Origin of the sequence: Catenovulum maritimum, assembly GCF_001050375.1 — a bacterium.
Lineage (GTDB): Bacteria > Pseudomonadota > Gammaproteobacteria > Enterobacterales > Alteromonadaceae > Catenovulum > Catenovulum maritimum.
In genome coordinates, this window is the sequence record NZ_KQ130495.1 from 26,358 (window position 1) to 40,097 (window position 13,740).

The 13,740-nt window shown below is 37.8% G+C and carries 11 protein-coding genes; 6 read left to right on the forward strand and 5 right to left on the reverse strand.

Features of this window, described 5'->3' with window-relative positions:
- Positions 1 to 2 precede the first annotated feature (2 nt).
- On the forward strand, positions 3 to 3,101 hold the full coding sequence (locus XM47_RS13205; protein WP_048693376.1) for a PAS domain S-box protein: 3,099 nt from the start codon (positions 3 to 5) through the stop codon (positions 3,099 to 3,101).
- Between the two features lie 46 nt (positions 3,102 to 3,147).
- On the opposite strand, the gene XM47_RS13210 is transcribed toward XM47_RS13205, so the two are convergent.
- The gene (locus XM47_RS13210; RefSeq protein WP_048693379.1) at positions 3,148 to 3,417 is read right to left on the reverse strand and encodes a SemiSWEET transporter; all 270 of its coding nucleotides are present in this window, start codon (positions 3,415 to 3,417) and stop codon (positions 3,148 to 3,150) included.
- 83 nt (positions 3,418 to 3,500) lie between these two features.
- Here XM47_RS13210 and XM47_RS13215 point away from each other — a divergent pair, with 83 nt between their 5' ends.
- Positions 3,501 to 4,103, forward strand: coding sequence for an HAD family hydrolase (locus tag XM47_RS13215; RefSeq protein ID WP_048693382.1), 603 nt, complete (start codon positions 3,501 to 3,503; stop codon positions 4,101 to 4,103).
- 124 nt (positions 4,104 to 4,227) lie between these two features.
- Here XM47_RS13215 and mdh read toward each other — a convergent pair whose 3' ends face one another.
- A complete protein-coding gene (gene mdh / locus XM47_RS13220) occupies positions 4,228 to 5,166 on the reverse strand; it encodes a malate dehydrogenase (RefSeq protein ID WP_048693384.1) in 939 nt (312 codons plus the stop codon).
- Positions 5,167 to 5,340: 174 nt separating this feature from the next.
- A complete protein-coding gene (locus tag XM47_RS13225; RefSeq protein ID WP_048693388.1) occupies positions 5,341 to 6,867 on the reverse strand; it encodes a phosphoenolpyruvate carboxykinase in 1,527 nt (508 codons plus the stop codon).
- Positions 6,868 to 7,155: 288 nt separating this feature from the next.
- Between XM47_RS13225 and XM47_RS13230 the strand changes: the two genes are divergently transcribed.
- A complete protein-coding gene (locus XM47_RS13230; RefSeq protein WP_048693391.1) occupies positions 7,156 to 7,359 on the forward strand; it encodes a hypothetical protein in 204 nt (67 codons plus the stop codon).
- Positions 7,360 to 7,508: 149 nt separating this feature from the next.
- Here the strand turns inward: XM47_RS13230 and hslO are convergent, their stop codons facing one another.
- Together hslO and hslR are read right to left on the reverse strand one after the other, a co-directional pair.
- The gene (gene hslO / locus XM47_RS13235; RefSeq protein WP_048693394.1) at positions 7,509 to 8,381 is read right to left on the reverse strand and encodes an Hsp33 family molecular chaperone HslO; all 873 of its coding nucleotides are present in this window, start codon (positions 8,379 to 8,381) and stop codon (positions 7,509 to 7,511) included.
- Positions 8,382 to 8,384: 3 nt separating this feature from the next.
- Positions 8,385 to 8,798, reverse strand: a complete 414-nt coding sequence (gene hslR / locus XM47_RS13240) for a ribosome-associated heat shock protein Hsp15 (RefSeq protein ID WP_048693397.1) — start codon at positions 8,796 to 8,798, stop codon at positions 8,385 to 8,387.
- A gap of 276 nt (positions 8,799 to 9,074) precedes the next feature.
- Here hslR and gspC point away from each other — a divergent pair, with 276 nt between their 5' ends.
- Genes gspC through gspE form a run of 3 tightly spaced genes read left to right on the forward strand, consistent with a single transcriptional unit; the run spans position 9,075 to position 13,740 of the window.
- Positions 9,075 to 9,995, forward strand: a complete 921-nt coding sequence (gspC, locus tag XM47_RS13245; RefSeq protein ID WP_048693541.1) for a type II secretion system protein GspC — start codon at positions 9,075 to 9,077, stop codon at positions 9,993 to 9,995.
- Between the two features lie 34 nt (positions 9,996 to 10,029).
- The gene (gene gspD, locus XM47_RS13250) at positions 10,030 to 12,195 is read left to right on the forward strand and encodes a type II secretion system secretin GspD (RefSeq protein ID WP_048693544.1); all 2,166 of its coding nucleotides are present in this window, start codon (positions 10,030 to 10,032) and stop codon (positions 12,193 to 12,195) included.
- A gap of 6 nt (positions 12,196 to 12,201) precedes the next feature.
- Complete coding sequence (gspE, locus tag XM47_RS13255) at positions 12,202 to 13,740, forward strand: type II secretion system ATPase GspE (protein ID WP_048693398.1); 1,539 nt, start codon at positions 12,202 to 12,204, stop codon at positions 13,738 to 13,740.

The following is a 13,740-nucleotide window of genomic DNA, read 5'->3' on the forward strand; positions in this document are numbered from 1 at the left end:
TTATGGCGAACCAGTTAATTAATCAAAATCAATCTTTTATGCCTCTTTTTGATGTTATGCCTTGTGGCTTAATGCAAATCGATAAGTTGGGGGTTATTCAATTATTTAACCCTGCAGCAGAGCGAATCTTTGGTTATGAAGCTACAGACGTTATAGGTAATAAATTTGAAATATTACTACCCGAATCAATTAAGGCATTTCACCATAACTTATTTACTCAGTATTTAACTGAACCTGTTGCCAAAGGCATGAATAACCGGTCTGTATTTCCTGCGCTTAATAGTCAAGGTGAAACCATTTATTTAAAAATTAGCTTAGCACCAATAGATGAAGCGATTTGTGTGGTGATGGAAGAGGTAACTGAACTCACCATCGCTAAAAAACAAATTTTGTCACTTGATCAGCAAATGCAAATAGCGGCTGATGCAGCCAATATTGGCATATGGTGTTATGAACCTTCGGAAGATAAATTGATCTGGAATGATAAAATGTTCGAGCTGTATGGTAAAGCGCACAGTTCGTTCTGTTCGAGTTATCAAGATTTTATTAATTCAGTCTATCCAAGTGACGTGGATCATATAGATAAGGAATTCAAACAAGCACTAGCTAACCAGCAAAACTATAGCACTAAATTTAGAATTTTAGTTAGCCATAATCAAATTAGGTATTTATCAGCCTCAATTAAATTCAGCAAACTTGAAGCTGGCAAGGTGATTGTGACAGGCGTCAATCAAGATATTACAGAAGACGTCTTGGCTAAGCAGGAATTAGAGCGGAATGTAAAAGAGAATAATAAGCTCGCTAGAGTGGTAGAGTCCACAACTGAAGCTGTGATTATCACAGATGCGAAAAGGAAAATAACATGGGTAAATCAAGCTTTTACTGAGATTACAGGTTACAGCACAACAGAAGTATTAGGTTATTCGCCAAGTGTTATTTTACAAGGTAATAAGACAGATAAAGCTGTGATTCAGCGAATGAAAAATGCTTTAGATAATCGCCAGGCGTTTTGTGAAGAAGTCATTAATTACCACAAAAAAGGACATGAGTACTGGATAAGAATCAGTTGCCAACCTATTTATGAAAATGGCGTTTTTAGTGGCTTTATGGCAATAGAATCTGACATTACTAAGCAGAAGCAGGTTGAAAGGGCCTTAATTGAGTCCAGCCATTTTAATGAAGCCATTCTTAAAAGCGCAAACCTGTCGATTATCTCAACTGCGGTTGATGGTACGATTAAAACATTTAATCATATGGCTGAGGCCATCACAGGCTATAAAGCAAGTGAAATGATTAATCTCGCCACCCCTGCTATGTTCCATGATTTAGATGAGGTTACACAAAGAGCAGAGGTGTTAACCGCTGAATTAAACCGTAACGTCGAGGTTGGGTTTGAAACCTTTATCGCTAAAGCAAAACTCGGCTCTGTAGATGAAAACGAATGGACTTACATACATAAGAGTGGAGAAAGAGTTCCTGTATTACTCGCGGTTACAGCGATTGTTGATGATGATGGATCTATCTTGGGGTATTTGGGTGTTGCTCGTGATTTAAGGGTAGAAAAAGCGAAAGACTATGAACAATTACGGAACCATAAATTGCTTGAAGCGACCGGTAAAATGGCACAACTTGGCGGCTGGGAATTTAATTTAGTCAATGGCGAACTCTATTGGTCTGAGCAAGTTTATAAAATTCACGAGATAGAGGTAGGTACAGAAATTATTGTCGATGAGGCGATTAATTATTATGCCCCTGAACATCGCCAGACTATTTCAAATGCGGTTCAAAATTGTATTGAGAACGGAGCATCTTGGGATTTACAACTAGAGCTGATTACCGCGCTTGGCAATCGTATTTGGGTTCGCGCAACTGGAGAAGGGATTCGAGAACAAGGTAAGGTTGTTAAGTTAGTCGGCGCATTTCAAGATATATCCAGCATTAAAGCGGCAGAAGAAAAAGCCAAGGCAGCCAATAAGGCTAAAGGTGAATTTTTAGCCAATATGAGCCATGAAATTAGAACACCAATTAATGGCATATTAGGGATGAATGAGGTTTTATTAAACACTCAATTAACGGCGCAACAAACTCATTATGCGGAGCTCGTTGCACAAAGTAGCCGATCTTTGCTTAACATAGTTAATGATATTTTAGATTTTTCTAAAATAGAGGCGGGCAAGCTAAGCATAGAAAATATACGATTTGATTTAGTGGACTTGGTTGAGTCTTTGTCTGCTGGGATTGAATTAAGCGCAGAAGCCAAAGGGGTTAATTTTCAGCTCAAATTGATGGATACATCGGTAAGGTATCTGATGGGCGACCCAACCCGAACCAGACAAATTTTACTCAACTTATTATCTAATGCCGTCAAATTCACTGAACAAGGCGAAATTAACATGGAAGTGAATTTAGAGCAGCTTGAGTCGACTAAACAAGTTAAGGTTATTCTTATTGTTTCTGATACCGGAATTGGTATAGAGCAAAATAAATTAGATTTGTTATTTGATAAATTTAGTCAAGTAGACAGTTCGACCACTCGCTTGTATGGCGGGACAGGGTTGGGATTAGCGATTGTTAAAGAGTTACTCAGTTTGATGAATGGCTCTATTCAGGTGGACAGCAAAATCGGCAAAGGGAGTTGTTTTAAGCTTGAGATTCCAATGCAAGTATCGGAATCACAAGATAGAGAGGATGAGTTAGTTAAACCTGTATTAATTAGCCCTAATACCAGTATAGAGAAAAAGAAAATTTTGCTAGTTGAAGATAATTTTATTAACCAGCAAGTTGCTAAATCTATGGTCGAAAATCTAGGTTATTTGGTTGAAATAGCTGAACATGGCGAACAGGCTATTTCAATGCTAAATGAGTCTGAGTTTGATATTATTTTAATGGACTGCCAAATGCCCGTGATGGACGGTTATGATGCCACAAGAAATATACGTACTGGACATACTCAAGCTCAAATTCCCATTATTGCAATGACAGCTCACGCGATGACAGGGGACAAACAAAAATGTTTAGATGCTGGAATGAATGACTATATCTCGAAACCGATTGATAGCGAGTTATTAGAAAATTTAATAGCTAAATATAGCTATCCTTGATTTTGCTTTGAGTCACTATCAATTTTCAGCCATTTTTTTCAGGGACTTATTCTTTATTAAAGAAAGTATTTCGGATTATGTTGTAAAGAATTGCGCAAGCTAAAACTAAGGTAATGATATTCGCTATGATCATCGCCATATCTTGCTTTATCCAGCCATAAGCTAACCACAAGCCGACACCAATAGTAAAAATTAGATACATAGATAAGGATAGTGACTGTGTATCTCTCGTCTTTAGTACTTTTAATGCTTGAGGCATAAAAGCAATCGTAGTGCAAAACGCAGCTAAAAAACCTATTAAATCAGTTGAACTCACAGTTAACTCTTAGTTGTTATTTTTAATTGATAGTGTTTGCGTATAATACTGTAAAAATATACGAATTCTAGCTTTGAGGTAATATGTACGAAGAATATGACGCGATCATTTTTGATATGGATGGCACTTTAGTCGATAGTGGTCGCTTGCATCAAAATGCCTGGACATTAACCTTAAATAAATTTGGTATCCCGATTGAACCTGAACTCATGCGTTCTTTAGCTGGTGTGCCGACAAAAGAAACGGTAGAAATTTTAGTCGAACATTTTGAGATAGCCCTAAAAGCTTCAACTGACGAAGTCAATGATTATAAAGAAGCGATCGTCCAAGAAACTATTCAAAATTATGTTAAACCAACTCAATTAGCTGAATTTGCTTTGGATAATTTAGGTAAAAGGCCTATGGCGGTGGGAACTGGTGCCTATACTGAAGAAGCTAAATTAGTATTGGAAACCTGTGGTTTGAGCCATTTAATTGACTATGTCGTCGGTGCTGATCAAGTTTTAAATCCGAAACCAGCACCAGATACTTTTTTGCGATGTGCAGAACTGATGGGAATGAAACCAGAGCAATGTATTGTTTTTGAAGATGCAAAAGCAGGAATTAAGGCTGCACAAGATGCGGGAATGGACGTTATTGATGTACTGGAAGTATTTAAGATAGAAAACGATTATTTTTTGTCTTAGCTAATACAGCTAAAACTAAAGCAGGCATGGGCTTAGTTATATTGGTCGTTATTCAGCATAAAAAAGCCACGTCAAATAAATTTGACGTGGCTTATAAATTTCAGAAAAATGTTTTTCAGTGGGCTTATTCAGCTTGACCGAATTCAACACCTTTATCTATGTCGCCTTGTAATGTAGGTAACATATCATCTAATGCTTTTTGTTCAAATGCGCTTAATGAACCGTAATCAAGAATCGTTTCTACGCCATCTTTACCTAATTTAACTGGTTGAGCAAAGAAAGGTGCGTTGTCGCCACTACCTTGAACGTATGCACATTCAATTACTTCTTCACCGCTTAAGCCTTTAATTAAAGATAAACCGAAACGTGCCGCTGCTTGACCCATAGAAAGTGTCGCAGAACCGCCACCTGCTTTAGCTTCAACAACTTCAGTACCTGCATTTTGGATACGAGTTGTTAATGCAGCAATCTCTTCTTCAGAGAACTCAACACCTTCAATTTGAGAAAGTAGAGGTAAAATAGTTACACCACTGTGGCCACCGATAACGTCAACATCAACTTCAGAAGTAGATTTACCTTTAGCTTCAGCAACGAAAGTTTCAGCACGGATAACGTCTAAAGTTGTTACACCGAATAAACGCTTAGGATCATATACACCCGCTTTCTTTAAAACTTCAGCTGCAATTGGAACAGTTGTGTTTACTGGGTTAGTGATAATACCTAATAAAGCTTTTGGACAAACTTCAGCAACTTTACCAGCTAAAGTTTTGATGATACCAGCGTTGATATTAAATAAATCAGCACGGTCCATACCAGGTTTACGAGCAACACCCGCAGAGATTAAAACAACATCAGCACCTTCAAGCGCTGGTGTACAGTCAGGGCCACCAAAGCCATCAACTTGCACATCTGTTGGGATGTGGCTTAAATCAGCAGCAACACCAGGTGTTACAGGGGCAATATCGTATAAGCTTAATTTTGAACCAGCAGGTAAGTTAAGTTTTAGTAATAAGCCTAAAGCTTGACCTATACCACCAGCAGCACCGATAACAGCAACTTTCATTTTATTCTCCATTAGATTTGACAGATTCAACTCTGTTTTAATAGGCCTACAAGATAAAAGATCACAATTAAAATAACAATCGAACTTAATGCAATCTGCTATCAATAAACGCTATATTCAATATCAATTTTACAAACTTCACAATTATATACTTTATTCTACGTTGCAACACCCTTAGTTTGGACCAGCAAGTCGGATTGATTCTGCTACATCGTATTGTTCGAAGTTGGCTTGAAACAGTTTAGCTAATTTTGCTGCAGCTTGACGATATTTTTCATGGCTCTGCCAGTTTTTTTCTGGGTTAAGTAATTTTGAATCAAATCCAGCTAGGCTTACTGGGATATCAAGATTCATAATATCATTGCGTATGGTTTGGCAATTGACTAATTTACCTTCGACTATATTGTTAATTACACATCTCGTTTCTGGTATGGTAAACCTTCTTCCTTCACCGTATGACCCACCTGTCCAGCCTGTATTGACTAAATACACTTGTGCGCCTGAGTGCTCAATCCGCTTAATTAATAAATTCGCGTATTGAGATGCTGGACGCGGGAAAAAAGGAGCGCCAAAACAGGTGCTAAAGGTTGGTTTTATCGCTGAATCACTGCCGATTTCAGTTGAGCCGACCAGAGCAGTGTAACCACTTAAGAAATGATAAGCAGCTGCCTCTTTAGAAAGCAAAGATACAGGTGGAATAACGCCCATGAGATCGCAAGTTAAGAATATGACTGCTTTAGGTTGGCCGCCTGTATTCGTCGGGCTAATTTTTTTGATATGCTCAAGTGGGTAGGCTACCCTTGAGTTAGCTGTAATTGAGTCATCGTGATAGTTAGGGGTTTTATCTGAGTTTAACTGTACATTTTCAAGAACAGCACCAAATTTAATCGCATCCCAAATTAGAGGCTCATTTTCTTGAGATAAATCGATACATTTTGCATAGCATCCTCCTTCAAGGTTAAATACTTGAGTATCACTCCAACCATGTTCATCATCACCGATTAAATAGCGTTTAGGATCGGCTGATAGTGTCGTTTTTCCCGTGCCGGATAAGCCAAAGTAAAGGGCGCTTTCACCTCCGTCAGCTAAATTCGCAGAGCAGTGCATTGGGAGTACATCTTGTGAAACCAATAAATAGTTCTGGACTGAAAATATCGCTTTTTTCATTTCACCGGCATACGCCATTCCAGCCAGTAAAACTTTTCGTTGGGCTAGGTTGATAATGACCACTCCATCACTATTTGTGCCATCTAACTCGGGTTGGCATTTAAAGGAAGGCACATTTAACACCCGCCAAACTTCTTTGTTTTTAGGGTTGTAGTCGGATACTCGGCGGATAAACATATTGCTTGCAAATAATTGGTGCCAAGCCGTTTCGGTGTTTATTTCTAGAGCAATGTAATGTTCATCATCTTCGCCACTATGATATAGTCCTTGATATAGTGATTTATCTAATGTGTAGTTTTCGACCTTTTGCCAAAGTAAATCAAATTTTTCTTGTGGGAAAGGGCGATTTATCTCACCCCAATCAATAAATTTTGAGCTTGTTTCTTCATCTACTATGAATCTATCTTTGGGTGATCTACCGGTTCTTTTGCCTGTTTTTACCGAAATTGCACCTGTACTTGAAAACTCAGCTTCCTGATTTTTAATTGCATCTGTTATTAAATCTGTAGGACAAAGACGTTTAAGCATTTGCATAACCTCTCCTTGATAAATTTATATAAACAAAGATCAACAGACCCAAGGTTAGTCTAATCTTTTGATTAATTAAATTTAGCGCTCAAATTTATATTTTTCATTGATCCGAGACAATGAAAGTCGTGTCCAAGTTGTAAATTGAGGAAAATTGGATAGGGCTTGTGAGATATGTCTTAAAGTGGAAGGAAATGTAAATAAAGGTAAGCGCCTTAGCTGTTTTTGGTCTATCTTTCTTTTCCTAAGGTAATAATTAAGAACTAAGATTTACAAAAAGTAAAAGGAGCCAATATGTTGTTTAGCTTACCTCACTCTATCCGAATCGCTTTTGCGCTAGGTTCACTAGTGTTTTTATATGAGTTTGTGTTTGTTAAAGCAAGTGAAATTGATTGGTTTGCAGCCCCGGTAGTCACGGTTTTAACATTCTTATTGCTGCAATTCATCGGCTTACTACTTCGTCAACCAAGTGAATCACAACGAGATAACATAAGTTAGCTAACGTCTCGCCCCAAATGCAGGTTAAGTTAATTACACTTACTAAGCCTTATTACTTTATCTGATTTACTGCAAGAGCTTGTACGGTCAACTTTATTTTCCCAAACTTAAGAATGAGCTCCAGAGTTTAGTAACTCTGGATTTCAATTTTACTGAGGCGTTTCATTGGCATTAAGCAGATGTTGTAAATCTCCTGCTTTGAAAATATAGTCTTTTAAACAATACTCACACTTCACATTGATCTCATTTTGCTCTGCTAATATTTGTTTCAACTCACTTGGTTGAATGCTGGTTAATGCGTTTAAGCTCTTTTCCTTTGAGCAACCACAATTAAAGCTGACAAGACTCGGATCAAACAGTCTTACTTTTTCTTGGTGATATAAACGGTATAAAACTTCTTCAGCTTCTAAACTAAATAGCTCTTCTGTTTTGACTGTATTGGTTAATTGTGCCAAATGCTCTAAATCAGCAAAGTCTGTTGATACAGAAGCTTGACTCGGTAAACTCTGAAGCAGCATGCCTGCAGCAACTTGCTTTGTCGTGTCAGTAAACAACCAAATGTTGGTTGCCAGCTGTTCTGATTGTCTGAAATACTCTTCTAAGCAAGCTGCCAAATTTGCTTTATCTAAAGCGACTACACCTTGATATCTTTCCCCTTTACTCGGTGTAATGGTAATAACCATAATGGCCTTTTCACCAAGTAGATCTCTTAAGTCAGCTGATTTAGGGGCTTGGGTATATCTGGCTACGCCCCTTAGTTCTTGTTTGTGACTACCATTTATTGCGACATAAGAAACAGGACCATTATTACCTTGGAGCTGTACCGCAATTTCACCTTCAAATTTTAAAGTTGCAGTCAGTAAACTCGTTGCAGCAAATAGTTCACCAATAATTTGTTGAATTGGCTCTGGGTAATCATGATTTTGTAGCATAGCTTGGTAGCTTTCAGCTAGTTGAACTAGCTCGCCACGGACATTTACATTTTCAAAAATGTATCGATTCAGTTGATCTGTGTTTTTCATAAATTAAACTTTTTGCTGTTTTACTTGGATTAGTTGACGTCTTTGTTTTTTGTCCGGTTTGGTTTCTGGACTTGGGTTGTTATTGTACTGTAATTTACGCTGTAATGCCTGTTCTGTCCGTTTTTTTATACTCTCTTGGGTTTCTTGATAAAGTTGTTGCGCTTCTGTTGCACTACGTCTAGTTTCTGAAAGTGCTAAAACTTCAATTTGTTTAATCTCAACGCCTTGTTGCACTGTAATGAAAGCGCCGATTTCGACACTTCTGCTCGGTTTAGATTTTTGCTGATTGTATTTTACTTTTCCTGTTTCAACCATACTTTTAGCAATTGCTCGAGTCTTATAAAATCGGGCAGCCCAAAGCCATTTATCTAGCCTAGTAGGATTTTTTATTTCTTCTGAGGAACTTTTATGTTTCATATTTCACTAATATTTATTTGTTAATCCGAGTTTGTTTGATTAGCATGGTTAGCTTACTTTTTATCTGTAATTTAAATTAGCCCTAAATTTATTTTTGATTTAGGTATAATAAAAATTAAAAGTTTAAAAATTTGTAACTAAAACCTATTCATTTTGTCTGTATTATATAGGTTCAACTTGCAAATTAATAAAAAACGTAACATTCTGTTGGCATAATATTAGGCTTAACTATTTTTATTGCCGCTTTTTATATTTAAGTTTATTTGGTCGTTTATTTTGCAAGAAAAATTATTACACGGATTGCAGTTTTTACAGAAACTTCCGCAACATAAATTAAGTTTACTTACCCAAGTGATTCTCGGTGTTTATATTACTTGGTTATTTGCACAAATGACTTGGCAATTATTTCCTCAGCCAGTTCAAAATAGTATTTCTCAGTCTATGCCTGCACAAGCTAATCAAGCAGATAAGCAGATAGATGTTTCAAAGATATCTAGGCTGAATTTGTTTGGCAATTATAATGCTGCACCTAAGCCAATTGAGAGACTTCCTGAACCTGAAAACGCACCACAAACTAAATTGAACCTAAAGTTAACAGGGGTTGTCCCAAGTTCAGAACCAGCAAGAGCTGCTGCTATTATCGAAAAAAGTGGTTCTCAAGATGTTTACGGCATCAATGAAAAAATTGACGGTACACGTGCAGTGATTAAAGAGATCTTTGCCGATAGAGTTATTCTAGAGCAATCAGGACGGCGAGAAACCTTAATGTTAGAAGGCCGTGATTATAAAGCGGAAGCCGCAGGCTCTAGTTATGCCAGTTCTAATAAGTCTACTGCAACAAAAGAACAAGTAAGTGAACAAAAACAAGTTATTAAAGAAGAAGATAGAGCCGCAATTGAACAATTAAGAAAAGATGCATTTTCTGACCCAGGTAAATTAATTGATTATATAAAAGTTAATCCACTACGTAAAAATGGTGAGTTAATTGGTTATCGACTTTACCCTGGTAAAGATGCCAAACTGTTTAGCTCTGTCGGATTAAAAGCTGGTGATGTCGCGATTGAAATTAATGGCTATGACTTAACCAATTTATCTCAAGCCTTACAGGCTATGACCGAATTAAAGTCTGCTCAAGAAGCCAGTCTAATGGTTGATCGTAATGGATCAGTAACACAAATATTCTTTTCGCTTTATTAAAATGAAATTACTAAAAATAACGGAGCCCAAGGGCATGCGCACTAGAAAAAGCCCAAGTAAATCAGCTGCTATTCAAAAACGTTTAGGCGTTTTAGCTTTGTCTGCATTTTTCACCTTTATGAACCCATCAGCAGCGGTTTCAGCTGAGTATTCACCTAATTTTAAAGGTACAGACATAAATGAATTCATCAATATAGTCGGTAAAAATTTGAAGAAAACGATTATTGTTGATCCTAATGTACGCGGCAAAATTACGGTTCGTAGCTATGATTTATTATCGGAAGAGCAATATTATCAATTTTTCCTAAATGTGCTGGAAGTATATGATTACGCTGTTGTTGAAATGGGTAATGGTGTATTAAAAGTCATTCGAGATAAAGACGCAAAAACCTCTTCTATCCCTGTTGTTGAAGGTCAAGAACAAGGTGATGGGGATGAAATGGTGACTCGCGTTGTTCAAGTTTACAACGTTTCAGTTAAAGAATTATCACCTTTATTACGACAATTAAATGACCAAGCCGGTGGTGGTAACGTAGTTCATTATGATCCATCTAATGTAATCATGCTGACTGGTCGAGCTGCTGTGGTTAATCGTTTAGCTGAAATTATTGCGCGAGTAGACCAAGCAGGTGATCAGGAAGTTGAAATTATAAAATTAGAATTCGCTTCAGCTAGTGAAATTGTTCGAATCATTGAAACTTTAAATAAAAGCTCAGGAAAGGACAGAACCCCTGAAAACCTAATCCCTAAAGTAGTCGCTGACGACAGAACCAACAGCATTATTATTAGTGGTGAAGGCAAAGCACGTAAACGTACAATTCAAATGATCAAGCGTTTAGATAGTGAACTTGAGAATAACGGTAATACCAAAGTTTATTATTTAAAATATGCAAAAGCTGAAGACTTAGTTAAAGTTTTACAAGGTGTTAGTACTAGTCTAGCGGAAGATAAAAAAGCTGGTTCTTCTAGTAAAACTCGATCTAGTTCATCTTCTCGTGATGTTAATATTGATGCGCATGAAGACAGTAATGCATTGGTCATTACAGCTGAACCAGACATGATGCGTTCACTAGAAGATGTGATCCGCAGACTTGATATTCGCCGTGCACAAGTTCAGGTTGAAGCTATTATTGTTGAAGTGTTTGATGGTGATGGGTTTAACTTAGGCGTGCAATGGATTAGCGAAGAAGGTGGCATGGTTCAGTTCACTAATTCAACGCCAATTGGCTCTTTAGCGGTTGGTGCAGAACAAGCTCGCACACGTTATGGTCAAGATCAAATTACTTATCGTACTGATGCATCTGGCGACCCTGTTTACAATGCTGATGGTAGCCGAGCGATTGCAACTTTAGTCGAAGGTGAAGAAATTGTTGGTGACTTTAGTACGCTAGCTGGCTTATTAGGCGGTTTGAACGGTACTATGGTTGGTGTGGTTAAAGATGGATGGGGCGCAGTATTACAAGCAGTTACAACATCAACTAAGTCTAATATTTTGGCAACGCCAAGCCTAACCACGTTAGATAATGAAGAAGCTTCATTTATTGTAGGCCAAGAAGTGCCAACTATTACAGGTGCAACCGCTTCTAGCTCTAATTCAAACCCATTCCAAACAGTAGAGCGCAAAGAGGTTGGTATTAAATTAAAAGTGACGCCGCAAATTAATGAAGGCGACGCTGTTATGTTGACGATTGAGCAGGAAGTATCTAGCGTTGCTGGTGCAACCGGTATAGATGTGAGCTTTAATAAACGTGAAATCAAAACTACGGTTATGGCTGATAGTGGTGGCACGATCGTACTTGGCGGTTTGATTGACGAAGATGTGCAAGAAAGTGTGTCTAAAGTTCCTTTATTAGGTGATATTCCTATTATTGGTAACTTATTTAAATCAACCAGCAATACTAAGCGTAAGCGTAACCTTATGGTGTTTATTCGCCCAACTATTATCCGTGATGGTTTAAGTCAGAATAAAATTAGTCATGGTAAATATAACTTTATTCGCGCACAGCAATTAAAACGTCAATCAGAAGGTAGCTTCTTATCGTACAGCGATGAGATTCCGGTACTGCCTCAGTGGGATAGTTCGTTAACTTTGCCTCCTTCATTTGAGAAATACTTGATTGAAAAAGGTGCTTTGGATGAATATATGTCTGAAGAAGTACAAAAAGAATTAAATACTAACTCTAAATCGACGAAAGAGTAGGCAATAATGAGTGAATCGTTAGAGTCATTAGTTGACGCTGATCTAGTAGAAACGCCAGAAGACGAGATACTACCAATAGGTGCATCTCGTTTACCATTTAGCTTTGCTAATCGCCAAGGTGTGTTATTAGAAAAAGAAGATAACCAGTGGCGCGCTATTTGTCGTAATAATGTTTCTTTAGAAACCCTATTAGAAGTAAGACGCTTTTTAGGTGAAGAGTTTAGTGTAGATAAATTATCTGTTGATGCATTCGAACTTAGAATGACCACTGCTTACCAACGTGATTCATCAGAAGCTCGACAGTTGATGGAAGATATAGGTAATGAAGCTGATTTATTCTCACTTGTCGATGAATTACCAGAAACGGAAGACTTACTCGAAAACGAAGATGATGCGCCTATCATTAAGCTAATCAATGCTATGTTGAGTGAAGCGATTAAAGAAGGTGCGTCAGATGTTCACGTTGAAACCTTTGAAAAAGAGCTAAAAATTCGATTTAGGGTTGATGGTATATTACGTGAAGTCTTAAAACCAAATCGTAAGCTTGCTTCTGTGTTAATTTCGCGAATTAAGGTTATGGCTAAGTTAGATATCGCAGAGAAACGCGTGCCGCAAGATGGCCGTATTTCACTTAAAATAGCAGGCCGTGCGGTCGATGTGCGTGTATCGACTATGCCTTCTAACCATGGTGAAAGAGCGGTACTCAGACTATTAGATAAAAATAATGCACGCTTAAATCTTAAAGATTTAGGCATGACTAAAGCTAACCGAGATATTTTTGATCAGCTTATTCATAAACCGCATGGCATTATTCTGGTAACTGGACCAACTGGTTCAGGTAAATCAACGACTCTATATGCCGGCTTAACTGAACTAAACTCAGTCGACCGCAATATTTTAACCGTGGAAGACCCAATTGAATTTGCTTTGGAAGGGATAGGTCAAACTCAAGTTAACTCGAAAGTTGATATGACATTTGCAAGAGGATTGAGATCGATACTTCGTCAAGATCCTGATGTAGTCATGGTTGGTGAAATTCGAGACATGGAAACCGGTCAAATTGCCGTTCAAGCGAGTTTAACGGGTCACCTTGTTATGTCTACTTTACATACCAATACGGCTGCAGGTGCGATTACGCGTTTAGAAGATATGGGAATTGAACCTTTCTTATTATCTTCCAGTCTACTTGGTGTATTGGCTCAGCGATTGGTTAGAACTTTATGCCCGCATTGTCGAGTTGCACACATAGCCGACGAGAGTGAATGCAGCATACTCAATGTTGAACCAAGTGAAAATGTAACAGTTTATCGAGCAGCTGGTTGTTCTGAATGTAATCACACGGGTTATAAAGGACGAACGGGTATTCATGAGCTACTTGTTGTGACTGATGAGGTTCGTGAAATGATACATAATGGCGCTGGTGAACAAGCTATTGAAAAAGTGATTCGCTCTACGACTCCGAGTATCCGACAAGATGGTTGTGCAAAAGTCTTGACTGGAGAAACCTCTCTTGAAGAAGTGATTCGAGTAACTCGAGAGGATTAA